This window comes from Spirosoma jeollabukense (assembly GCF_054777855.1).
Window position 1 is genome coordinate 495,628 of sequence record NZ_BAAHAD010000003.1, and the last position, 23,326, is coordinate 518,953.

Consider the following 23,326-nt stretch of genomic DNA (forward strand, 5'->3'; position numbering starts at 1 on the left):
GGATGTGTTAAGTGACGGTGGTGTTTGGGTAAGTTTTCCCAAATGACCAATAAAGCGCAAAACAGTCTTATGAGTTCCTTGCGGCTGCATACATATAAGGTGCAGCCCTACTCGACCTGCACCTTATGTTTTTAACTAGTTATAATGCGTGTTTACCAACCAAGACGACCATAACCGTAGTGGCCACTATAAGGCCTTGGACGCGACGGTGGACTTACAGGCCTTCTGTAGCCATAATGCCGGCCGTAATTAGGTCTGCCGTAATAAGATGTGCAACTGCTCACAGATACTATAAGCATCAGGGCTGTCAAAAGCGTAAGCAATTTTGAAGTTTTCATAGCTATCGAACTGGTTTTTTGCAATTCACAGGTTAGATAGCGATCATCGAAAATAGACTAAAGCATACCGATTAAGCTTCGGTTAAACTTTTAGAATTAGGCTAATCTGGTCGTTTGATAACGTAGCGGACAAAACGTTTGGCCTAAATTCACGTTTTAACAGACAACCAACCGTTTGTAAATGCTTCTACATCGCATCAACCTCCGCTCCCTCCTTTTGACAGGCCTGTTGCTAATTCATGTGATTGGTCCGACGCGGGCTCAAACAGTACAAGTAGCCACTGCTAATGCGCTCGAAATCAGTCCTGACCCAGCCAAGGGCGGCCCATTGGATTTGGGTAAAATGTGGACGTTCGACAATCCACCGAAGGACTACTTCAGCAAAACATACAAGTTCTCTCCTGATGAAAAATGGTTCGACGAAGCCCGACTAGCCTCATTACGTTTTGCCGATTACTGCTCAGCCTCTTTTGTGTCGGCGAATGGCCTGGTTATGACCAATCATCACTGCGCTCGCGAGTCAGGAACGGGCGTAACTCGAAAAGGTGAAGACCTGAATGCCACGGGTTTCTTTGCCAAAACGTCGGCTGAAGAACGCAAAGTAGATGGGTTGTTCGTCGATCAACTGGTGAAGATTGAAGACATTACGAAACGCGTTCAGGACGCAATGACTGGAGCGGGGCAAACAGACGCGTCGCAATTAGAGGCTCGCGAAAAGACGTTTGAGGACATTAAACGGGAATACGGCGCCAAAGCTAACTGGAAGGGCCTGGAATTACAGACTATTATATTTTACAGTGGCGGCCGCTATTCATTGTATGGTTTTAAACGCTATACCGATGTCCGGCTTGTGTTCATGCCTGAACTCGCTCTTGGTTTCTTCGGGGGTGATTACGATAATTTCACTTACCCACGCTATGCGCTGGATTGCTCGTTTTTTCGGGTGTATGATAATGGTAAACCATTGAAAACGGCTCATTTTTTTAAATTCAATCCGAGTGGCGTACGGGATGGTGAGCCGATTTTCGTAATCGGGAATCCTGGGCATACGGAGCGTCTGAAAACAGTAGCCGAACTTGAATTTGACCGGGATTTACAAACGCCTGCAACAATTCAGATGTTACAAAATCGAGCTGATGTCTTACGGGTTTACAACGAAACGGCCAAAAGCGACAGCATACTGAACGAAATTTTCAGCTACGACAACAGCTTGAAAGCCTACGGTGGCCAGTTAGCCGGACTGCGTGATGCCAGTTTGCTGGCCCGAAAAGCGGTATTTGAAGAGCAATTTAAAGCAGCTGCGAAAGCCAAGAACCTTCCGCCTGTCCAGCTCAAAACCTGGGACGAGATTGCCTCTAACACGGCTCAACTGCGGAGTTTTTTTAGGGATGCCAATTACCTGGCGCCCAGCGAACGCACCATGGGCGAATTGATGACGTTTGCCAACGTAGCGACGCAATTTGGCGAGTTACTAACATCACGACCGCAGGATGCCGAACGCGCTCGCTCATTGATGGAGGCACCAAACGTGAAAAACCTTTCCCTCGATGAGGCCTATCTGGCCGCTCACCTGACCGAAGCGCAAATGGGATTAGGCAATGATGATCCCTACGTGAAAGCAGCCTTGACAGGACCCGACGGAAAAAGCCGGACGCCAAAAGAAGCCGCTGCCTACCTGATTAAGAACACAAAACTAAACGACCCAGCTTTCATAAAAGAGTTATCAACGCGGCCGGGTGCGGTCGGCTCATCGGACGACCCGATGCTGGCACTAGCACGTATTGGTTTTCCGCGCTATGTAGCGGCAGGTCGACAAGCCCGGCAAATTACGCAGAGTCAGGAAGTACTGCATGGCCAATTGGGCCGGATGCTTTACGACGTGTATGGCACGGCTGTTCCGCCCGATGCTACGTTCTCACTACGTATCAATGATGGCGTGGTGAAGTCGTTCGACTATAACGGCACCAAAGCGCCTATTCTCACGACCTTCGCGGGGTTATACGACCGTAATTATTCATTTGCCGATAAAGCGCCTTGGAATTTGCCTGCGCGATGGAAAAATCCGCCGATGGAGTTGCTGAAACAGCCGATGTGCTTTATCTCAACCAACGATATTATTGGCGGTAATTCCGGGAGTCCGATGATCAATAAAAACCTGGAAGCAGTTGGCCTGGCCTTTGACGGGAATATGGAGAGCCTGCCAGGTGAGTTCATTTTTGTACCTGACGTCAACCGCACGATTTCGGTCCATGCGGGAGGTATCATAGCTGCCATGCGGTACATCTATAAAGCCGATCGGTTGGTGAGTGAGCTAGTAGGTACGGCAACTGTAGCAAAGCCTGGCACAGCAAAAAAATAAAGAATTGTGCTCTATCGGCTTCCTAAGCCATGAAAACTCTCCGAAAGTTCAGTACTTTCGGGGAGTTTGTGTATTGAATAGCTGCCACCTGACTATGACGAAATCTGAAATACCCATAATGCCGCAGTTCTTCGACCGATACATTAATCTGGCCGATAACATGCTCATTATCGATGCACTAACAGAAGGTGCTTCATTCGAGAAGCTGATTCCCGCAAAAACGCTGGAGGCTCTTGGTGATCTACGGTACGCGCCCGATAAGTGGACCGTGAAAGATATTCTACAGCATATCATTGACAACGAACGTATTATGTCGTATCGGGCCATGCGTTTCGCCCGTAACGATAAAACGGCTTTGCCAGGTTACGACGAAGAATTATTCGGCCGAAACACGAACGCAATCCACCGAACCATTGCCGATCTGTATGAGGAGTATGCTGCGGTTAGGCAATCGACAATCGCCTTATTTAAAAGTTTTGATGAGGACATGCTGCTACGTAGTGGGCTGGCCTTTAATCAGACAATCTCGGTGCTAGCGCTTGGCTTTGTACTGGTAGGCCACGCTACGCATCACGTCAATATCATTCGAGAACGGTACCTTCCATTATTAACTTAATCAACAAACGATGCGATTCCGAATTCTTCTACTTGTTGCCTTAACGGCGCCAACGGTATACGCCCAGACCAAATCCAAAGTTACCGTTACCGACCTGATACGTATCAAACAGGTCGGTGGGATTGAACTCGCTCCTGACGGGAAGCGTGCTGTCTATACACTGGCCACAATTGAACCCAATCCCGATCAAAAAGAGGAGTACGAATACAAAACCCACATTTATTTGACCAACCTAAAACCGGGTGACAGCAAGGCGCTGACACACGGCGCGGAGTCGGCCCGGCAGCCGGTTTGGTCGCCGGATGGGAAGAACGTAGCGTTCATTCGAACAGTGAAAGGAAAAGGACAGGTATTTATTATGCCACTCGATGGGGGGGAAGCCTGGCAACTGACCAACGGTCCATATGCAGCGTCGGGCCCGCTTTGGTCGCCCGACGGCAAACGGATTACATTTACGTCGACCCTGACGATGGCCGAAATGCTTAAGGATAGCCTTATCAATCCGGCAAAAAGAACGCCTTCCTGGTCGCTGGAAAAGCCGGGCTTTGCGACGAATGATTTTATTCGGACGGATAAAAAAATAAAGCCAAATCCCGATGGGTCGCTGGCCGAGATACGCGCGTATCTGAACAAAGATGTTGAGGACAAGAAAGCTAAAGTTATTAACCGATTGAATTTTCAGGGTGAGGCTACGACCGAGCCAGAGATGAATTTTACACATCTATATGGCATTGAGGTACGGGAAGGGGCTAGTGCGAAACCACTAACTCGGGGCTTTACATCGTTTCAGGCCCCAAACTGGTTGCCCAGTGGACAGGGTTTATTAGCCGTAACCGATCTGGATAGCCTCAAACACCCCGACCGCGAACAGGATAATGCTATCGTGTTTATTCCGGCCGATGGGTCTGGTACCCGAACGAAGGTGTTGGGTGAAGTGGGAAAAAGCTATAGTTCACCCGAGGTGTCGCCTGATGGTAAGCAACTGGCGTTTTCGGTGAGTCCTTCAGAAGGGGTAAATTTCCCTCAAATCGGGCTGGCAACGCTGACAGGGACGACGGCATCAAACAGTCAACTCATAACCTTCGACCGGGCTGCCAGTAATTTAACCTGGACAACTATGCCCGTTGCGGCTAAAGCCAAAAAGGCTCCACAAGGCCTTTACGCGATTTATTTCACGGCTTCGTCCAACGGAGGTGCGCCACTCTACCGGCTCGATCCGACAACACGGCAGGTTACGCAGCTAACAGATTTCACAAATGGGATCACCAGTTTCGACGTAGCAGATAATCAGGTTGTTCTGGCCAAAACTGAAGTAGCGAATCCATCGGAATTATACCTGACGAATACAGATGCGAAGACGCAGACAAAATTGAGCAGCCACAACGATTGGGTGGTTCAAAAAACACTGAGTTTTCCCGAAAAACGCACGTACAAAAACTCACTTGGCCAGACGGTCGATTACTGGATCATGAAGCCTACGGGTATTGATGCGGGCAAAAAGTATCCGCTTCTGCTGAATATGCACGGTGGGCCAACGGCGATGTGGGGACCTGGTGAGGTGTCGATGTGGCACGAATTTCAGTATATGTGTTCGCAGGGGTATGGGGTTGTCTATGCCAATCCACGCGGTTCGGGCGGTTACGGAATTAACTTTCAGCGGGCAAATATCAAAGATTGGGGAACAGGCCCGGCCGAAGACGTACTGGCGGCTGTTACGGATGCGGCCAGAGAAGCCTGGGTGGACACGAGTCGGCAGGTGATCACGGGCGGCTCCTATGCGGGTTACCTGACCGCCTGGATCGTTGGACATGATAACCGCTTTAAGGCTGCTTTTGCCCAGCGGGGTGTTTATGATCTTACTACGTTTCTGGGTGAAGGCAACGCCTGGCGCCTGATTCCCAACTATTTTGCGTATCCCTGGTCGGCAGAAGCCAAGGTGCTGGATGCTAACTCGCCCTACACATTTGTCCAGAATATTAGAACGCCGTTGTTAATCAAACACGGCGAAAACGATCTGCGTACGGGGCCAATTCAAAGCGAAATGATGTATAAAAGTCTGAAAATACTGGGTCGTCCAGTTGAGTATGTACGTATGCCGGGCGCTACGCACGAACTGAGCCGATCTGGAAATGTTCGTCAGCGGATTGATCGGTTGCTACGTATCTATGAGTTCTTTGAACGCTACGTTGGCACCGATGCACAGCGATTGACGCAGAAGTAAAATGCCAGGGTGCTGGTGAGGAACCGGCGCCTTACTTAAAATTAAAAAACTAGTATGAGTAAGCAAGAAGAGGCCCTTCAGGATGCAACAAAGTTCCGGTACTGGAAAAGTCAGATGGAAAGTAACGGAATGAAAATCAATGATGTAAAGGATTTTTACATTCGACGTCGGCACAATGGCGAAGTGCTGTTTGCTATGCTCGAAGTAGACGCCGATACGCCCGAAGGCGATAAAATTCCCCCCGCGTTGTTTCTCAAAGGTCATGCCGTTTCTATGTTGGTGTGTTTAATTGATAAAGAGACCCGTCAGAAATTCGTGGTCTTGGTGAAGCAGCGACGTATTGCCGACGGGTCTCAAACCTACGAACATCCAGCCGGAATGGTCGATGCCAGCGACGAGCCCGATGAGGTAGCTGCCCGAGAACTAGGGGAGGAAATTGGCATGACCGTAACGGCTGCTGAGTTGACCAAATTGAATCCTCAGGTGTGGCATCCCAGTACAGGAACCAGCGATGAAGGCATGCACTTTTTCTTTATTGAGAAAGAAATGTCTCGGGATGAAATCATGGCTTTCCACTTTAAAAATATGGGCAATGAATCAGAGCATGAGCGTATTACAAGCGTAGTCGCTACGTTGCCCGAGGCTCATAAGCTCATTACCAACGTCAATGGGTTACTCCTTGATTTCTTATACCTGAATCACGTTAGGGATTACGAAACGATGAAATTATTGTAAACCGAACTAGTATGGACGAATTCATGCAGGAGGCCATTCGACAGGCCCAGAAAAGTTTGAGCGAAGGGGGTATTCCGATTGGCTCGGCCCTTACCAAAAACGGTGAATTAGTGGCTTCGGGTCATAATAAGCGTGTGCAGGAAAATAATCCTATTCTGCACGGCGAAATGGATTGCCTGAACAATGCCGGTCGCGTTGGTTCCTTCAAAAACACGGTTATCTATTCAACGTTGATGCCTTGTTACATGTGCGCAGGCACCATTGTGCAGTTCAAAATTCCGAAGGTAGTTGTGGGCGAATCACGGACGTTTCCGGGTGCACGGGATTTTATGGAGCAGCACGGTGTCGAAGTCATTGACCTTGATTTACCCGAATGCGTTGAGATGATGAAGCAGTTCATCGCTGAAAAGCCTACTCTCTGGAATGAGGATATTGGAGAGTTGTAATATTGAATAGTCGTTACCTTTCTGATTAGAATACGTCACATAAGCCTTCTCGTAATGACAGGCTTTATGCGATTTTTGATACTTCCCTTTGTTTTCGCGGCCTGGATTTTCACATCTGCTGAATTGCTAGCCCAACGTTCTGAATACTGGCGGGAAAAACCCGGTACCTGGTTACTGAACGTTGGGTTGGGCACTACCCGCTACGTTGGCGACTTAAACGAACGTAGTGATTTAGCTCATCTTCGATTAGGCACTGCCCTTAATGTAGCCGCTGCTTTCCGATATTCTCCGCAACTTACACTTCGAGGTGAAGCACAACTGTATTTTATTCGGGGTAGTCAGCAGGACACACACCTTGCTTACAATAATCTTTCCTTTCGTAGCTTGAACCCAGACATCTGGGCGGGTTTGCAATGGGATTTCTGGCGGGACGATAATAGAAATCATGTCATCATCCCATACGTACTGGCCGGGCTGGGTCTGACCTACTTAACGCCCAAAACTGCTTACAAAGGGAAAGCTGTAAGCCTTGCTCCATTGCATACAGAAGGCGTTGCCTACAATCGCTTGCCACTCATCATTCGGTACGGGTTAGGTGTACCAATTGCTGCTAATGAGCGGTTTAAATGGCATTTTGAAGGTACTTACACACATGTGCTGAGCGATTATGTAGATGATGTGAGTACGGTATATCCTGATAGAACGGGCATGCAGCCACTTGCCGCTGCTCTGTCTGACCGACGGTTTGAACTAGGTCAAACGCCTAATGCAGTCGGTGCCATACGTGGTAATTCGAATCGACGGGATGGCTACGTTGTTCTGTCTCTGCGTCTTGTCTTCGTTATCATAACACCGTCTCAGCGGAATTACCGCCGGATGTTTGGCGGTTAGGGTTTTGAGGGGTTTTGCTGTATTTTTGGCGTCAAACCCAGCAGAGCACTGCTACAACCGAATGAGTCCAGCTGTTTTTATTGACGCCCTTCAAAACGAACTTCAACATACCCAATACGGTCAGCATCCTCCTGAACTCTACGATCCTATTCGGTACATTATGAATCTTGGTGGTAAGCGAATGCGCCCGCTGCTAACATTAATGGCCACCTATCTCTTCACTGATGATTGGCAAAAAGCCGTTCGGCCAGCGCTTGGCGTTGAGGTGTTTCACAATTTCACTCTTATGCACGACGATATTATGGATCAGGCGCCCTTGCGTCGTGGCCAGTTGACCGTGCATGAAAAATGGAATGGCAACATCGCTATTCTGTCGGGCGATGTGATGCTCGTAAATGCCTATCAGCTTCTGCTGAACATAGAGGGCGATAAACTAGCGCCTGCGTTAGCTCGCTTCAGTCGCACGGCTGCTGAGGTTTGTGAAGGCCAGCAGATGGACATGAACTTTGAGACGCGCTGGGACGTAACAGAAGCCGAATACATTGATATGATTCGCCTTAAAACATCAGTTTTGCTCGGGTATGCCCTTGAATTGGGCGGTCTGATTGCAGGCGCAGATGAAGAAACGACCCGACATCTTTATGAAGGTGGTATGAATATTGGTGTTGGTTTTCAGTTGAAAGACGACTTGCTGGATGTGTATGGTGACCCGGCTAAATTTGGTAAACAGGTTGGGGGAGATATTATCGCCAATAAAAAGACCTTTTTACTCATCGAAGCACTCCAGCAGGCTAAAGGCTCTGTTAAAGATGAATTGACCGACTGGCTTACACGAACTGAGTTTGAAAAAGGTGAAAAAGTCCAGGCTGTTACGTCTATTTATGATCAGTTGGGCATTCGCCAACTTACTGAAGCCCGTATTAATGATTATTTTACCCGGGGATTTGCCAATTTTGATCAGGTTAAGGCTGATGCTGATCGAAAAAATGTACTAATTCAATTTGCTCGGCAGCTAGTCGAGCGGGAAAGCTGAAAATGTGTATAATGTAGGACATATGAATATGATATAGTCCTAAGCGTTTTTATATATCCTACATCGTACATAAGAGAATCATACATAAAATTATGAGTGTAACGCTTATTATTATTGTTGTAACGGTCATTGTCAGTGTTGGCGCCTGGAATAATTATAGCCTGATGGATCGCTGGATCATGAATCCCTACCAGATCGCTAAACGGGGGCAATATTACCGGCTGATCACGTCGGGGTTTTTGCATGCCGACTGGGGACATCTGTTCTTCAACATGTTAAGCCTTTACTTTTTTGGGGGCTTCATTGAGCAAGTATTTGGGATGTTGTTTGGGAATAGCGGACCTATCTATATGATTGGCTTTTACTTAGTGGCCATTCTGGTATCCGACATTCCAAGTTTTCTGAAGCACCGTACTGACTCTGGCTATAATTCATTAGGGGCATCGGGGGGCGTAGCTGCCATTGTTTTTGCGGGTATTCTGTTTCGACCCTTAACTGAAATCTGCCTCTATTTCGCGCTGTGCATTCCCGGCTTCATTTTCGGAGCTTTGTATCTCGCGTATTCCTATTATGAATCACGGCGGGGTTTAGGGCGTGTCAATCACGATGCTCACTTTTACGGTGCTTTGTTTGGCGTTCTTTTCATGATCATTGCCTATCCGCCAGCGCTACCTAGCTTTTTTGAACAGATTGCCAGTTGGCGATTGTTTTAAACGATAGCACAATCATTTGCTAAGTTCATAAACAAACCATGTTCAGCCTTTTCAATCAACCTTATCCTACTGATGATAGGCCTACTTCACAGGTAAGGAAAGCTGTTCTGATTGGCGTATTTGTTGGGGTATTCTTGCTGGTTTTTCAGCCCTTTGGTTTAAATCTTTGGGAAACACCTAATAAAACTGTCAAAATACTGGGCTTTGGCGTCGTGTCGTTTGTCGTAACAGCACTTTACTTTATCATAGTCCGGCGGCTATTTCCTCATGCTTTCGCTGAACAGCACTGGACGGTTGGCCGAGAGGTACTAGCCATTATGGCGAATATTCTGTTGATTTCTATAGCCAATCGTGTTTATCTGGTATGGTTACTAGACTTGGGCGAAAGCAGTGGGTTAAGCTGGTTCGGAATGATCTTAGTTACTTTCTTAGTCGGATTGTTTCCTGTAGTTGGCCTTGTTTTGTTTAGTTATATCAACCAACTCAAAAAATATAGCCAGGCGGCAGCAGAGTTGGCGGTTCATTCGTCTGCTCCCACTATTCTACCTGCTAAGTCTGATGTGATCAGTTCATCTGACAGCCCAACTGATACAAATTCCAATTCCAATACTACGTTGACGCTCATCGCCGACAACGAGAAAGATATGTTGATGATTCAGCTGAAAGACCTGCTTTTTATTGAGTCAAGTGATAACTATTGCACTGTCGTTCATCTCAAAAATGGTCAACCTGTTAAACCACTGCTACGTAGCAGTCTTAGCCGATTGGAAAAGCAGATACCGTTGCCGAGTGTAGCTCGTACTCCATTTGTACGGTGCCATCGTTCGTATGTGGTCAATCTGGACCGGGTTGAGCGCGTAACAGGCAATGCACAGGGTTATAAACTCCATTTGCTGGGTGGTCAATTTCAGATACCCGTTGCCCGCCAGTATAATGAAACACTTGTTGCCGAGTTGAAAGCTTTGTAAAACGCCCCTCCATTCGTCCCAAACAAAGTCTTGAGTTGCTAAACTCCCCAAAGAGTGCTGTTCAGCCCTATTAGTTGCCCCTGGTCTATTAGCCATTGTAGGTTTGTCTCAACGAATAACAAACCCGGTAACGGCCATGAAAACGCTTATCATTTCCCTACTCATTACTCACATTGCTACAGGTGTCATCGCTCTTTTAATTGGCCTGGTTCCGATGTATTCTAAAAAAGGCAGCCGCCTTCACAATCGCGCCGGATTGATTTACGTCTATTGCATGATTGCGGTTGCAGTCTCAGCTCTGCTCTTGTGCGTACTTCAACCGTTTAAGATGATGCGGCTTTTCCTAACGGGCATCGCCATTTTTAGCTTTTACCTGAGCATGACCGGCTGGCGAGCTACGAAACAGAAAAAATTTGGACCTCAACAGACAGATAAAATCCTGACCTATTTAACTCTTGCTGTCAGCGTGCTGATGGTTGGCTTCGGGGTATATTTAATGGCGTCGAATGGAGCCTCCTTCTTTTCGATTCTATTTTCTTTCTTCGGAATACTAACCTTCACATTTGCTGGGCGGGACATTCAGGCAATGAATCGACCAACAGAAAAAATGCACTGGTTTTTTCAGCACTTCACTCGCATGGGGGGCTCCTATATTGCTACGTTCACGGCCGCATTAGTGACTAATAATAGTCGAATCTTACCAATCAATGCGCCTGAATGGATGGCTACACTCACTTGGATTGCGCCTTCTGTTATTGGAGGAGTGCTGATTAGCAGAACGGTACGGTATTACAAACAGAAGTTTGGTGGAACACAAACACCTGTGAAAGCGTAGGTTATTTTTTTAGCAACTCTTTTACCAGTGGCAAGGCCTTTTCAGCCCACAGTTTCATCTGTTTGCCTGAATAATGAAGGCCATCCGAAGCGAATTGGCTATCGTCCCCAGCAGCAGAGCGACTCAGCAGCGTAATGTCAACATAAGTAATCTCAGCTTTCTGGCATTCATCTTTGGCGATGGCATTGAACTGGTCAATTTCCTGCCCAATTTTAGTCTTATTTTGGCCAGCAGCATAGGGTGACACGCCCCAATCAGGAACCGACAGTACGAATATGTGTGTAGCCTTGCCGCCAGCAAATTTGGTTGCCGTTTGGAGTAGCTCCCTAAATTCGATTCGATATTGATCCTGACTTTGTCCTCTGTATTGATTGTTTACGCCAATTAAAAGCGAGACCAGATCATATTTTTTATTATTACCACTAGTTTTTATTGCATTTTGTAATTCGGCAGTTGTCCATCCCGTACGGGCAATAATGTCTGGATCTCCTACATCTTTCCCTACTTTACGTAGCATATCGGCCAATTGCACACTCCAGCGATAGTTTGCAGAAACACTTTCGCCAATGGTGTATGAATCGCCAAGCGACAAAAAAGAATACGCTGATGCGCCAGCGTTCGGGTTCACAACCATATCAGACTTAGGGGTACGTTGTATACAGGCTAATGAAGAAATGAGAACGGCGACGGCAACTCGGCAGATTTGTGTAATTTTTATGATTACCATAATTTTTGCTCATTCGTTGGTCATTGAACTCACACCAATAAACGTGGGTATAATAAAATAAGATTTTAAAAAGCTCACTTAATAAATTATAGCAACTCATACGCAATAGTGCACTTATTGATAGTATACAGACAAACGTAGAAATAATTCTTACATGTTTATTTTAAAATAAATTTTCCATTTCTAATAACTATTCTCTATTTTTGCACTCCCAAACTCGACTTGCGAGTTGACGACATATTAGGATGAAGGTCCGCTATCAGCAGAAACCACATCTGACTTTTCGACAAACAAACCATGCTATGCATGGCTTTGTGTGCCATTGAAGGTCAGGTGCAGCGCGCCCGGCCTTTTTTTGTGTCTTTTTAGGGCTGATTGTTAAGCACATATAGGATTCGTCTGATTATTTGCCTACCTTTGCGGCCCGATTCGGAGAATCCGAGTGGGAAATTCAAGTACCTATTTTTTACCTGCTTACTTTAAACAAACACAAATGTCTGGTTTAATTGGCAAGAAAATCGGGATGACCAGCGTGTACAATGCGGACGGGCAGGCTCTGGCATGTACAGTGATTGAGACGGGTCCCTGTGTCGTAACGCAAGTCCGTAGCATCGAGAAAGATGGCTACACGGCTGTGCAACTGGGTTATGGCGAGAAAAAAGAAAAGCACAGTAACAAGCCGGAAATGGGCCACTTCAAAAAAGCAGGTACCACGCCTAAGCGCAAACTAGTCGAATTTAAAGAATTCGAAAAAGAGCTCAATCTTGGCGAAACACTTTCGGTTGCCGATGTATTTGCAGAAGCTGACTTCGTTGACGTAGTTGGAACTGCAAAAGGTCGTGGTTTCCAAGGCGTTGTGAAACGTCATGGATTCGGTGGGGTTGGCGGTCAAACGCACGGTCAGCATAACCGGGGACGTCACCCAGGTTCGATTGGTGCTTGCTCGTTCCCATCGCGTGTGTTCAAAGGTCTTCGGATGGCCGGCCGGATGGGCGGCAATCGTGTGAAGGTTCAAAACCTGCGCGTTTTGCGTGTTCTGCCTGAGCAAAACCTGCTCGTTGTTAGCGGTTCGATTCCAGGAGCCAAAAATTCATACGTTATTATCGAGAAGTAGGTCATGGAAGTAATCGTATATAACAGCAAAGGCGAGGACACAGGCAAAAAGGTCACGCTTCCGGAAGAGGTTTTCGGCATTGAGCCAAACCAACACGCGATTTACCTCGACGTGAAACAATACTTAGCCAACCAACGGCAAGGAACGCACAAAGCGAAAGAGCGTGCTGAAAATGCGCACTCGACGCGTAAGTTGAAGAAGCAAAAAGGTACAGGTGGTGCCCGCGCAGGTAGCGCCAAGTCGCCAGTCTTTGTCGGTGGTGGTACGATTTTCGGTCCCCGCCCCCGTGATTACAGCTTCAAATTGAACAAAAAAGTGAAATCGCTGGCCCGCCAATCGGCTTATGCCGTAAAAGCGAAGGCTGAAAAGATTTCGGTTATTGACAACATCACGCTGGAAGCACCCCGCACGAAAGATTATATTCAGTTCATAAGCGATCTGAAATTAACGGGTCGTAAAACACTGCTTATCCTGCCGGACGTGAACCTGAACGTAGTACTGTCGAGCCGGAACGTGCAGAAGACGAAAGTGACCACAGCATCGCAGGTAAATACCTATGATCTGATGAACGCCGACCAACTGCTGATTAGCGAAGAAGCACTGTCAACCATCCAAACGTTGTTCGACAAATAGCCATGAGCGTACTGAAACGACCAATCGTCACCGAAAAAATGACGGGCCTTAACAAGCAAGGGAAGTATGCTTTTGAGGTTGAACTAAGAGCCAACAAGCTCGAAATCGGTAAAGCCATCGAGAAAATGTACGGTGTTAATGTTGAAGCAGTGAATACTTTCCGGGTCTATGGAAAGAAGCGCAGCAAAAACATTAATGGACGCGTTGTATCGGGCAAGACCCCAACCATTAAGAAAGCAATCGTAACGGTTGCAGAGGGCGAAGTAATTGATATTTACGCTGACCTGTAAACCGAGCATTGCTCTACCAATTAATCAGTCATGGGAGTTAAAAAACTAAGACCAATAACGCCGAGTACACGTTTTCGCGTGGCACCCGACTTTGCGGAAATAACAGCCTCCAAGCCAGAAAAGAGTCTGCTGGAGCCCATTAAGAGAACCGGTGGCCGTAATAACGAAGGTCACCGCACTATGCGCTACATTGGTGGAGGACATAAGCGGAAATACCGCATTATCGACTTCAAGCGCGATAAAGTCGGCCAACCTGCCGAAGTTTTGACTGTAGAATACGATCCAAACCGTTCGGCCCGCATCTCGCTGGTGCAATATCCAGACGGCGAAAAACGCTACATCATCGCACCACAAGGTATCACCGTAGGTCAGACTATTCAGTCGGGCGAAGGGTCAACACCTGATGTTGGTAACGCGCTTCCACTGGCTTTGATGCCAATTGGTACCATCGTTCACAACATTGAGTTGACACCGGGTAGAGGTGGTGCCATGGCCCGTTCAGCTGGCACATACGCTCAGTTGGTAGGCCGGGAAGACAAATACGCTATCCTGCGTTTGCCTTCAGGTGAAACACGCCGGGTATTAAGCGCTGGTATGGCTACGGTTGGTTCAGTATCGAACCCCGACCATATGAACGTCGTAATGGGTAAGGCTGGCCGTAGCCGTTGGTTAGGTCGTCGTCCCCGCGTTCGGGCTGTGGTTATGAACCCTGTCGATCACCCAATGGGTGGTGGCGAAGGCCGGGCATCCGGTGGTCACCCACGTTCGCGTAATGGCCAGTTCGCTAAAGGTCAGAAGACCCGCAATAAGAACAAGGCATCTGAAAGCATGATTATTAGCCGACGCAAAAAGTAACAGATAATAATGGCACGTTCACTCAAAAAAGGCCCATATATTGATTTTCGTCTAGACAATAAAGTCCAGACGCAAAATGATTCGGGCAAGAAATCGGTCATCAAAACCTGGTCGCGTCGTTCGATGATTTCACCAGATTTCGTTGGCCATACCTTCGCCGTTCACAATGGCAACAAGTTTATTCCGGTTTATGTAACGGAGAACATGGTAGGTCATAAGCTGGGAGAATTCTCCCCAACGCGCAACTTCCGGGGGCACACCGCAAAAAAAGACAAGGGCAAACGGTAATAGTCGTCAGTCGTTAGCGGTCAGTCATCAGTGACTTTCAATTAACTAACGGCTATCGACTACTGACTAACGACTATAAGAAAAATGGAAGCAGTAGCAAAACTTAAAGATGTGCCCACGTCGCCCCGTAAAATGCGGTTAATCGCCGACCTGATTCGTGGTCAGCGCGTTAGCCGGGCGTTGGGTCTTTTAAAATATCAGCCACAGGCTGGTGCTGACGTATTGCAGAAAGTGCTTTTGTCAGCCGTTGCCAACTGGCAGCAAAAGAATGAAGATGAGCGTATTGAAGATGCTGATCTTTATGTGAAAACGATTTTTGTGGATGGTGGGCCGATGCTTAAGCGTCTACGACCAGCTCCACAGGGCCGTGGTCACCGGATTCGGAAGCGGTCTAACCATATTACCATTGTGGTTGACAGCGCAGCCAAAGCCTTGTTGGAATCGGCAGAAGCAGAAACCCCTGAAAACGAACAATAGACAGAAATGGGACAAAAAATAAATCCAATTGGCCTGCGACTTGGTATTGTTCGGGGCTGGGAGTCGAGCTGGTACGGCGGCAAAGAATTTGCGGACAAACTCGTTGAAGATGAGAAAATCCGGAAATATGTAGCAGCCCGTATTCCGAAAGGAGCTATTGCTCGGGTTGTTATAGAGCGTACACTGAAACGCGTTACGCTGACAATTCACACGGCTCGTCCGGGTATTGTTATTGGCAAAGGCGGTGGTGAGGTTGATAAAATCAAAGAAGAGCTGAAAAAGATTACGGGCAAAGATGTCCAGATCAATATCTTCGAGATCAAGCGGCCTGAAATTGATGCTAAACTCGTTGGTGAAGCTATTGCTCAGCAGCTACAAGCTCGGATTTCTTTCCGTCGTGCCATGAAGCAGGCGATTCAATCGGCTATCCGGGTGGGCGCTCAAGGCATCAAGGTGAAAGTGTCAGGTCGTTTAGGTGGTGCTGAAATTGCCCGCTCTGAGCAGTACAAAGAAGGCCGTGTGCCTCTTCATACGCTACGTGCTGACATTGACTACGCTATCTCGGAAGCACAGACAGTTTACGGTAAAATCGGCATTAAAGTGTGGATTTTCAAAGGCGAAGTGTATGGCAAGCGCGACCTGTCGCCAGCAGCCATGATGAGCCAGGCACAAGCCGGAGAACGTAGTGCTTCTTCAAATGACCGTGGTGACCGTCGTGGTCCTCGTGGCGATCGTGATGGTAACGACCGGGGTGGTCGTGGTCGCGGTGATCGCGGTGGCAATGATCGGGGTGGTAACAATCGTGCTGGTGGCGGCCAAGGTGGCGGCAACCGTGGCGGTGGTGGTCAGGGTGGTGGCAATCGTGGCGGTGGTGCCCCGGGTGGTGCTAACCGTGGCGGTGGTGGACCAAGACGATAAATCCAGTCGCCAGTCGCCAGTTGCCAGTCGCTCATTACAAACGACTATTGACTAATGACTATCGACTCTAACTTTTAGAGCTATGTTACAGCCAAAAAGAACAAAATTCCGTAAGCAGCATAAAGGAAGGATTCCAGGTATCGCATCGCGCGGCCATGAAATCGCTTTCGGTACGTTCGGTATCAAATCATTGGAACCAGGTCGGATTACCGCCCGCCAGATTGAAGCCGCTCGTATTTCCGTAACTCGGGCCATGAAACGTGAAGGCCAGGTTTGGATTCGTATTTTCCCCGATAAGCCGATCACCAAAAAACCGGCTGAGGTTCGGATGGGTAAAGGTAAAGGTGCACCCGAATATTGGGTAGCCGTAGTAAAGCCCGGCACGATTATGTTCGAAACGACGGGTGTTGATTTAGCAACGGGTATGGAAGCCCTGCGCTTGGCCGCTCAAAAATTGCCCGTTCGGACCAAATTTGTGGTTCGGCGCGACTATCAAGAGCAAGTCGAGGAATAGTACCCCTAAGCGACGAACAAAATGAAAAAAGAAGATTTGAAAGGATTGTCGGCCGAAGACTTACGCACCGAGATTGGTGCCGAACAGGACCGACTGTTGAAACTGAAGTTCGCACATGCTGTCTCTCCCATTGAGAACCCCATGCGCATCCGCGAGAGCCGGAAACGGATTGCTCGCCTTCACACGGAACTGACGGTTAAATCGCGGCAAGCCTAATAAGACACGACGATGGAAGAGCAACAAGCACCAGCACCGCAGGCGGAACAGGAAACCCCAGCGGTCGTAGCAGCAGAACAGCCGAAAGCAGTCGCTCCCACAATGGGCGAAGAAAAATCGGCGTCGGAGCGTAACGCTCGGAAAGAGCGTATCGGACGGGTGACCAGCAATAAAATGCAGAAAACTATCACGGTAGCGATTGATCGCAAAGTGAAGCACCCTATGTATGGCAAGTTCATGAACAAGACGAAAAAATTGACTGTTCATGACGAGAAAAATGAGTGTGGTATTGGTGACACCGTTCGTGTTATGGAAACCCGCCCATTAAGCAAGAATAAGCGTTGGAGATTAGTCGAAATCATCGAAAAGGCGAAGTAAGCCATGGTACAGCAAGAATCAAGATTAGGAGTTGCCGATAACAGTGGCGCGAAAGAAGTGCTTGTTATTCGCGTCCTGGGCGGTACAGGTAAACGGTATGCATCTGTCGGTGACAAGATTGTCGTGACGGTAAAGCAGGCCCTGTCGTCCAGCAGCATGAAAAAAGGTACGGTTTCTAAAGCTGTTGTTGTTCGGACCAAAAAGGAAGTACGTCGTAAAGACGGTTCATACATCCGCTTTGAAGACAATGCAGCCGTATTGCTCAACAATAACGATGAGCCGCGTGGCACCCGGATTTTCGGTCCTGTAGCCCGCGAATTGCGCGAGAAGCAGTTTATGAAAATCGTATCGCTAGCCCCGGAAGTATTGTAAGCAATGGAGAAGAAAATAACGCTACCGAAACATAAGTTCCACATTAAGACGGGCGATACGGTCGTCGTAATTGGCGGTAACTCGAAAGGCCAGCGCGGAACAGTGAAAGAAATAATTGTAGAAAAAGATCGTGCTCGAGTTGAGGGGGTCGCTATGATTACGAAACACTTGAAGCCAACGGCTTCTAACCCGCAGGGGAGTCTGGAAAAAACCGAAGGATCAATCCATATCAGTAATCTGAAACTGGTTGATCCAGCTACCAGCGAACCCACCCGCACGGGCCGTAAGTTGAACGAAAAGGGAAAGCTGCAACGCTTTTCTAAAAAGACGGGCAACTTTATCCCTGATGTTAACCCTAAGCAGGTCTAAGAAAATGGCAACGCCAAGACTGAAAGAAAAATATTTAAGCGAGGTCGTACCTCAGTTGAAAGACAAGTTTCAATATAAGTCGGTTATGCAAGTGCCGCGTCTGAGCAAAATTGTCATCAATAAAGGTATTGGAGCCGCTGTCGCCGATAAGAAATTAGTTGATGTAGGCGTCGAAGAATTAACGACCATCACGGGCCAGAAAGCCGTTCCGACTATGTCGAAGAAGGCGGTCTCTAACTTCAAACTGCGGGAAAAAATGCCCATTGGTGCGAAAGTGACGCTACGTGGTGTGAAGATGTATGAGTTTCTGGATCGCCTGACAACGGTTTCGTTGCCACGTGTACGGGATTTCAAAGGCATCAGCGACAAAGGATTTGACGGTCGCGGTAATTATACGTTCGGTGTGCAGGAGCAGATTATCTTCCCTGAGATCAGTATCGACAAAGTAGCACGCATTTCGGGTATGGATATCACGTTTGTGACAACCGCCAATACGGACAATGAAAGCTATGAGTTGCTGAAAGCAATGGGAATGCCGTTTGCTAAAAGTGGTAAATAGTAACCTACACAAAGGCTAAAACACAATGGCAAAAGAATCAATCAAAGCACGGGAACGGAAACGCGAAGCGTTAGTTGCCAAATACGCTACGAAACGGGCTGCTCTAAAAGCTGCAGGTGATTACCTGGGTTTGGATAAGCTTCCCAAAAATGCATCACCTGTACGGTTGCACAATCGCTGCAAATTAACGGGTCGTCCTCGGGGTTATATGCGCAAGTTTGGTATTTCACGGGTTACATTCCGCGAAATGGCATCAGCCGGTAAAATCCCAGGAGTAACAAAGGCAAGCTGGTAATTCCAGATTCCATTTCTATTTGTAATTCAGTTTCCGTAATTTTGCGAACTTTCTTTAAAAGAGAGGTTTGCAAGTAACGCAACGCTAAGAATGAATACAGACCCAATAGCAGATTTTCTGACCCGCGTTAGAAACGCCATCCGGGCTAAGCACCGGGTTGTGGAGATCCCTGCTTCCAACATAAAAAAAGAGATTACCAAAGTTTTGTACGAAAAGGGCTACATTCAGAACTACAAGTTCGATGACAGCACCCCACAGGGCACTATCAAAATTGCCCTAAAGTATAATCCAACGACGAAGCAGAATGCTATCGTTGATCTACAACGTATCAGTCGCCCAGGTTTACGTCAGTACCGGGGTGCTGATCACCTGCCACGTATTCTGAATGGCCTGGGTGTTGCTATCATCTCTACCTCCAAAGGAGTGATGACAGATAAAGAAGCGAAGACGCTGAACGTAGGTGGAGAGGTATTGTGTTACGTATATTAATCCGAACTGAACGATGTCACGCATAGGTAAGAAACCCATCGCCCTACCCAATAACGTAACGTTGTCCGTTGACGCGCAAAACGTTGTAACGGTAAAAGGGCCTAAAGGCACCCTGACTCAAACGGTTGATCCGGACATTTCGGTTGCAATTGAAGAGGGTCAGATTCAAGTATCGCGCCCTACGGAACAGAAACGTCATAAAGCACTTCATGGCCTATACCGTTCACTGGTTAGTAACATGGTAACGGGTGTAAGTGAAGGCTACAAACTAAATCTTGAAGTAATCGGGGTTGGTTATAAAGCATCGGTTGTTAACAACATTCTCGAATTACAACTTGGCTATTCACACAATGTGTACTTAGCTGTTCCAAACGAGATCAAAGTAACTGCCGTAACGGAAAAAGGTCAGAACCCAAAGGTTTACCTGGAAGGGTCTGATAAGCAGCTTCTTGGTGATGTAGCCGCTAAAATCCGGTCATTACGTAAAGTTGAGCCTTACAAAGGCAAAGGTATCCGTTTTATTGGTGAGCAAGTTCGCCGGAAAGCTGGTAAATCTTCGTCCAAGAAATAATACGCTGGTTTTCAGTTTTCGGTTTGTGTTTATTCTATACAATCGTGAATCGAGAGTGAAAACCAAATACATTTTAAACGCCTATTTGGTCGGAATCAAATAACATGGCAAAGAATAAACAAGAAAGAAGACAGCGTATCAAGTTTGGTATCCGGGCAAAAGTCTCTGGTACGGCTGAGCGCCCCCGTCTCTCGGTTTTTCGCTCTAACACAGCGATCTACGCGCAACTAATTGACGACATTGCTGGCCGCACACTGGCTGCCGCTTCGTCAGTTGAGTTGAAAAGCGAAGCCGAAGGCAACACCGTCGAAACGGCGAAGAAAGTTGGTCTGCGATTGGCTGAAAAGGCAGTTGCACAGAATATCAGCGCAGCTGTGTTCGACCGTAACGGCTACTTATATCACGGTAAAGTAAAAGCACTGGCCGATGCAGCCCGAGAGGGTGGCCTTAAGTTCTAAGCAATGAACATCAATTCAGCAAGACCGACAAAATTCAACGAAGCCGACCTGAAAGAAAAGGTTGTAGCCATCAATCGCGTAGCGAAGGTGGTAAAAGGTGGTCGCCGATTCAGTTTCTCGGCGATTGTCGTCGTCGGCGATGGTAACGGTGTCGTTGGTTACGGATTAGGCAAAGCCAATGAAGTAACGGATGCGATCGCCAAAGGAGTAGAAGACGCGAAGAAGAACCTTGTGCAGGTTCCACTTTTGAAACGTACTGTCCCTCACGAAATGGAAGGTAAATTCAGTGGTGGCTTTGTCCTGCTGAAACCGGCTGCTCCAGGTACTGGCGTGATCGCAGGTGGTGCTATGCGGGCCGTTCTTGAGTCGGCTGGTATACACGACATCCTAGCGAAATCGAAAGGTTCGTCGAACCCACACAACGTAGTAAAAGCAACGCTTGATGCGTTATTGAAAATGCGTTTGCCTCACCAGGTGGCTTTTCAGCGTCAGATCAGTCTGGCTAAAGTTTTCAACGGTTAATCAATAGGAGCAACAGACGACATGGCACGAGTACGTATTACGCAGGTCAGCAGCACCATCAAACGGCCGTTATCGCAAAAGAACGCGATTAAGTCTTTAGGCTTAGGCAAAATCAATCGAAGCGTCGAGCTGGAATACAACGACGCGCTGAAAGGTGCAATCAATAAGGTGCAGCACCTAGTGAAGGTTGAAGAAATTTAGTATCTTTGCGATTCTTTTGGTTTTCAGACTGCTCTGGCTTCGTGTAAGGGTGATGTTAAAAGCCAAAAGAATCATCTTTTTAAATATATATCAATGAATTTAAGCAACCTTAGACCGGCAAAAGGTTCCGTCAGAGAGCGCAAGCGAGTCGGACGCGGACAGGGATCAGGCATGGGCGGTACGTCTACGCGTGGTCACAAAGGAGCGCAATCGCGTTCAGGTTATAGTCGTAAAACACACTTCGAAGGTGGTCAGATGCCATTGCAACGTCGTGTACCTAAGTTCGGCTTTAAGAATATCAACCGCGTCGAATACAAACCTCTGAATCTGGATTCTATTCAGGCGTTAGTCGATGAAACTAAGGCTACAATCGTAGATATGGAATTTCTGCTTCAGCATGGCCTGGTTAGCAAGAAAGACTTAGTCAAAGTATTAAGCCGGGGTGAACTAACAGCCGCCGTTGAAATTCATGCCCATGCTTTCTCGACAAGCGCGAAAGAAGCGATCGAAAAAGCGGGCGGTAAGGCAATCGTGCCTGCTAAACAAGTGACAGAGGAAGCAGCGAATTAGTTGTGAGCACGGCAGTAGCCGACCTATTTTATGAACCGACTCATCACCACGTTTAAGAATATTTTTGCAATTGACGAGTTGCGGAGTCGAATCCTCAACACGCTGTTGTTTATTACGGCGTTTCGTCTTGGTTCGGCTATTGTGCTACCAGGCGTTGATCCACAAAAATTGAATCTCAATCCTCAGGGATTGCTTGGCTTGTTAGATACCTTTTTAGGAGGTGCTTTTAGCAAGGCGTCAATTTTTGCGCTAGGCATCATGCCATACATTTCGGCGTCGATTGCCATCCAATTGCTTACACTGGCTTTACCCTACTTCCAGAAAATGCAGAAGGAAGGTGAATCGGGGCGTAAACGGCTAAACCAGATTACGCGGGTGCTAACAATTGGTGTAACCGCCGTTCAGGCTATTACGTATGTACGCACGACGATTCCGGCTGAGGCACTACTAATAGATCGGGGCTTATTCACAATTTCGTCGCTCTTTATTCTCACGGCTGGTACCATTTTCTGCATGTGGCTGGGCGAACGGATTACAGATAAAGGAATAGGTAATGGTATCTCAATGATCATTATGATTGGGATCGTGTCACGTCTTCCAGGGGCTATATATGGAGAAGCCTTATCACGCGGAACATCTCAGGTACTGGTTTTTGTATTAGAACTAGTAGGTCTGTTTTTCGTGATTATGGGTGCGGTTGTTTTAACGCAGGCTGTTCGTCGTATTCCAATTCAATATGCCAAACAGGTTATTGGAAATAAAGTTGTTGGTGGACAGCGTCAGTATTTGCCACTTAAATTGAATGCGGCTGGTGTAATGCCAATCATATTCGCTCAGGCATTGATGTTTATTCCAACTTACGTTGCAGGTTTATTTGCAGAAAAAAGCGATTTTGCGGCTAGTGTGCAGAACGCGTTTCAGAGCTATACAACCTGGCAATACAATTTGTTGTTCTCGCTTTTGATTATTGTCTTTACGTTCTTTTACACGGCGATCTCCGTCAACCCGGTTCAGATTGCTGATGATATGAAACGTAGTGGCGGTTTCATTCCCGGGGTAAAACCAGGTTTTCAGACATCTGAGTATATTGGTACAGTGTTAGATAGAATTACACTTCCTGGCGCTATTATGCTGGCGATTGTGGCGATTTTACCCGCTATTGCTAATCTATTAGGTATGACAAGTGGCTTTGCCCAATTTTTTGGAGGTACTTCGCTTCTGATTATGGTTGGTGTTGTGCTTGATACGCTGCAGCAGGTGGAGAGTTACTTACTGATGCGTCGCTACGAAGGTCTGATGAAATCAGGTCGAGTACAGGGTCGCACGAGTGCAGAGACAGTAGCCGCATAACAGAG

At 47.4% G+C, this 23,326-nt stretch carries 32 protein-coding genes; 31 read left to right on the forward strand and 1 reads right to left on the reverse strand.

Features of this window, described 5'->3' with window-relative positions; all coding sequences use genetic code 11:
* Positions 1–519: 519 nt before the first annotated feature.
* The 10 genes from ACYVEA_RS16160 (at position 520) to ACYVEA_RS16205 (ending at position 11,155) form a co-directional block, all read left to right on the forward strand.
* Complete coding sequence (locus ACYVEA_RS16160) at positions 520–2,697, forward strand: S46 family peptidase (protein ID WP_461114475.1); 2,178 nt, start codon at positions 520–522, stop codon at positions 2,695–2,697.
* A 94-nt stretch (positions 2,698–2,791) separates the two neighbouring features.
* Positions 2,792–3,313, forward strand: a complete 522-nt coding sequence (locus ACYVEA_RS16165; protein ID WP_461114476.1) for a DinB family protein — start codon at positions 2,792–2,794, stop codon at positions 3,311–3,313.
* A 10-nt stretch (positions 3,314–3,323) separates the two neighbouring features.
* A complete protein-coding gene (locus ACYVEA_RS16170; RefSeq protein WP_461114477.1) occupies positions 3,324–5,534 on the forward strand; it encodes a S9 family peptidase in 2,211 nt (736 codons plus the stop codon).
* Positions 5,535–5,588: 54 nt separating this feature from the next.
* Positions 5,589–6,269, forward strand: a complete 681-nt coding sequence (locus ACYVEA_RS16175; protein ID WP_461114478.1) for an NUDIX hydrolase — start codon at positions 5,589–5,591, stop codon at positions 6,267–6,269.
* Positions 6,270–6,280: 11 nt separating this feature from the next.
* Positions 6,281–6,715: a nucleoside deaminase gene (locus tag ACYVEA_RS16180; RefSeq protein ID WP_461114479.1), complete on the forward strand. Its 435-nt coding sequence runs from the start codon at positions 6,281–6,283 to the stop codon at positions 6,713–6,715.
* Positions 6,716–6,781: 66 nt separating this feature from the next.
* Entirely contained in the window at positions 6,782–7,606 is an 825-nt protein-coding gene (locus tag ACYVEA_RS16185) for a hypothetical protein (protein ID WP_461114480.1), read from the forward strand.
* Positions 7,607–7,667: 61 nt separating this feature from the next.
* Positions 7,668–8,639 (forward strand): polyprenyl synthetase family protein, encoded by a 972-nt coding sequence (locus ACYVEA_RS16190; protein ID WP_461114481.1) that lies wholly within the window; start codon positions 7,668–7,670, stop codon positions 8,637–8,639.
* A gap of 92 nt (positions 8,640–8,731) precedes the next feature.
* On the forward strand, positions 8,732–9,352 hold the full coding sequence (locus ACYVEA_RS16195) for a rhomboid family intramembrane serine protease (RefSeq protein ID WP_461114482.1): 621 nt from the start codon (positions 8,732–8,734) through the stop codon (positions 9,350–9,352).
* A 38-nt stretch (positions 9,353–9,390) separates the two neighbouring features.
* Positions 9,391–10,320, forward strand: coding sequence for a LytTR family DNA-binding domain-containing protein (locus tag ACYVEA_RS16200; RefSeq protein ID WP_461114483.1), 930 nt, complete (start codon positions 9,391–9,393; stop codon positions 10,318–10,320).
* 136 nt (positions 10,321–10,456) lie between these two features.
* A complete protein-coding gene (locus ACYVEA_RS16205; RefSeq protein ID WP_461114484.1) occupies positions 10,457–11,155 on the forward strand; it encodes a DUF2306 domain-containing protein in 699 nt (232 codons plus the stop codon).
* Position 11,156: 1 nt separating this feature from the next.
* Here the strand turns inward: ACYVEA_RS16205 and ACYVEA_RS16210 are convergent, their stop codons facing one another.
* On the reverse strand, positions 11,157–11,789 hold the full coding sequence (locus ACYVEA_RS16210; protein ID WP_461114600.1) for an SGNH/GDSL hydrolase family protein: 633 nt from the start codon (positions 11,787–11,789) through the stop codon (positions 11,157–11,159).
* Positions 11,790–12,375: 586 nt separating this feature from the next.
* On the opposite strand from ACYVEA_RS16210, the gene rplC reads away from it, so the two are divergent.
* The 21 genes from rplC (at position 12,376) to secY (ending at position 23,321) form a co-directional block, all read left to right on the forward strand.
* Positions 12,376–12,996: a 50S ribosomal protein L3 gene (gene rplC / locus ACYVEA_RS16215; protein WP_093827766.1), complete on the forward strand. Its 621-nt coding sequence runs from the start codon at positions 12,376–12,378 to the stop codon at positions 12,994–12,996.
* A 3-nt stretch (positions 12,997–12,999) separates the two neighbouring features.
* Positions 13,000–13,629, forward strand: a complete 630-nt coding sequence (gene rplD / locus ACYVEA_RS16220; RefSeq protein ID WP_461114485.1) for a 50S ribosomal protein L4 — start codon at positions 13,000–13,002, stop codon at positions 13,627–13,629.
* 2 nt (positions 13,630–13,631) lie between these two features.
* Complete coding sequence (gene rplW / locus ACYVEA_RS16225) at positions 13,632–13,919, forward strand: 50S ribosomal protein L23 (protein ID WP_461114486.1); 288 nt, start codon at positions 13,632–13,634, stop codon at positions 13,917–13,919.
* Between the two features lie 30 nt (positions 13,920–13,949).
* Positions 13,950–14,774: a 50S ribosomal protein L2 gene (gene rplB, locus ACYVEA_RS16230; RefSeq protein WP_461114487.1), complete on the forward strand. Its 825-nt coding sequence runs from the start codon at positions 13,950–13,952 to the stop codon at positions 14,772–14,774.
* A gap of 9 nt (positions 14,775–14,783) precedes the next feature.
* Entirely contained in the window at positions 14,784–15,062 is a 279-nt protein-coding gene (rpsS, locus tag ACYVEA_RS16235) for a 30S ribosomal protein S19 (protein ID WP_018618700.1), read from the forward strand.
* Positions 15,063–15,146: 84 nt separating this feature from the next.
* Positions 15,147–15,539 carry a 50S ribosomal protein L22 gene (gene rplV, locus ACYVEA_RS16240; protein WP_093827758.1) on the forward strand — a complete coding sequence of 131 codons (393 nt, stop codon included), beginning with the start codon at positions 15,147–15,149 and terminating at the stop codon, positions 15,537–15,539.
* Between the two features lie 6 nt (positions 15,540–15,545).
* Positions 15,546–16,457 carry a 30S ribosomal protein S3 gene (gene rpsC / locus ACYVEA_RS16245; RefSeq protein ID WP_461114488.1) on the forward strand — a complete coding sequence of 304 codons (912 nt, stop codon included), beginning with the start codon at positions 15,546–15,548 and terminating at the stop codon, positions 16,455–16,457.
* 82 nt (positions 16,458–16,539) lie between these two features.
* Positions 16,540–16,971: a 50S ribosomal protein L16 gene (gene rplP, locus ACYVEA_RS16250; RefSeq protein WP_093827754.1), complete on the forward strand. Its 432-nt coding sequence runs from the start codon at positions 16,540–16,542 to the stop codon at positions 16,969–16,971.
* Between the two features lie 21 nt (positions 16,972–16,992).
* Positions 16,993–17,187, forward strand: a complete 195-nt coding sequence (rpmC, locus tag ACYVEA_RS16255) for a 50S ribosomal protein L29 (RefSeq protein ID WP_093827752.1) — start codon at positions 16,993–16,995, stop codon at positions 17,185–17,187.
* A 12-nt stretch (positions 17,188–17,199) separates the two neighbouring features.
* Positions 17,200–17,565 carry a 30S ribosomal protein S17 gene (gene rpsQ / locus ACYVEA_RS16260; protein WP_461114489.1) on the forward strand — a complete coding sequence of 122 codons (366 nt, stop codon included), beginning with the start codon at positions 17,200–17,202 and terminating at the stop codon, positions 17,563–17,565.
* Between the two features lie 3 nt (positions 17,566–17,568).
* Entirely contained in the window at positions 17,569–17,937 is a 369-nt protein-coding gene (gene rplN, locus ACYVEA_RS16265; protein ID WP_018618706.1) for a 50S ribosomal protein L14, read from the forward strand.
* A gap of 3 nt (positions 17,938–17,940) precedes the next feature.
* Positions 17,941–18,306, forward strand: a complete 366-nt coding sequence (gene rplX / locus ACYVEA_RS16270; RefSeq protein ID WP_461114490.1) for a 50S ribosomal protein L24 — start codon at positions 17,941–17,943, stop codon at positions 18,304–18,306.
* Between the two features lie 4 nt (positions 18,307–18,310).
* Positions 18,311–18,865, forward strand: a complete 555-nt coding sequence (gene rplE, locus ACYVEA_RS16275; RefSeq protein WP_093827746.1) for a 50S ribosomal protein L5 — start codon at positions 18,311–18,313, stop codon at positions 18,863–18,865.
* A gap of 25 nt (positions 18,866–18,890) precedes the next feature.
* Positions 18,891–19,160 (forward strand): 30S ribosomal protein S14, encoded by a 270-nt coding sequence (gene rpsN / locus ACYVEA_RS16280; RefSeq protein WP_093827744.1) that lies wholly within the window; start codon positions 18,891–18,893, stop codon positions 19,158–19,160.
* A gap of 90 nt (positions 19,161–19,250) precedes the next feature.
* The gene (gene rpsH / locus ACYVEA_RS16285; protein ID WP_093827742.1) at positions 19,251–19,649 is read left to right on the forward strand and encodes a 30S ribosomal protein S8; all 399 of its coding nucleotides are present in this window, start codon (positions 19,251–19,253) and stop codon (positions 19,647–19,649) included.
* Between the two features lie 13 nt (positions 19,650–19,662).
* On the forward strand, positions 19,663–20,220 hold the full coding sequence (gene rplF / locus ACYVEA_RS16290) for a 50S ribosomal protein L6 (RefSeq protein WP_461114491.1): 558 nt from the start codon (positions 19,663–19,665) through the stop codon (positions 20,218–20,220).
* A gap of 104 nt (positions 20,221–20,324) precedes the next feature.
* Positions 20,325–20,678: a 50S ribosomal protein L18 gene (gene rplR, locus ACYVEA_RS16295; RefSeq protein WP_093827738.1), complete on the forward strand. Its 354-nt coding sequence runs from the start codon at positions 20,325–20,327 to the stop codon at positions 20,676–20,678.
* Between the two features lie 3 nt (positions 20,679–20,681).
* Positions 20,682–21,200, forward strand: a complete 519-nt coding sequence (gene rpsE / locus ACYVEA_RS16300) for a 30S ribosomal protein S5 (protein WP_093827736.1) — start codon at positions 20,682–20,684, stop codon at positions 21,198–21,200.
* A gap of 21 nt (positions 21,201–21,221) precedes the next feature.
* Positions 21,222–21,401, forward strand: coding sequence for a 50S ribosomal protein L30 (gene rpmD, locus ACYVEA_RS16305; protein WP_046577840.1), 180 nt, complete (start codon positions 21,222–21,224; stop codon positions 21,399–21,401).
* A gap of 93 nt (positions 21,402–21,494) precedes the next feature.
* Positions 21,495–21,971, forward strand: a complete 477-nt coding sequence (gene rplO, locus ACYVEA_RS16310) for a 50S ribosomal protein L15 (protein WP_461114492.1) — start codon at positions 21,495–21,497, stop codon at positions 21,969–21,971.
* A gap of 30 nt (positions 21,972–22,001) precedes the next feature.
* Positions 22,002–23,321, forward strand: coding sequence for a preprotein translocase subunit SecY (secY, locus tag ACYVEA_RS16315; protein ID WP_461114493.1), 1,320 nt, complete (start codon positions 22,002–22,004; stop codon positions 23,319–23,321).
* Positions 23,322–23,326: the final 5 nt, after the last annotated feature.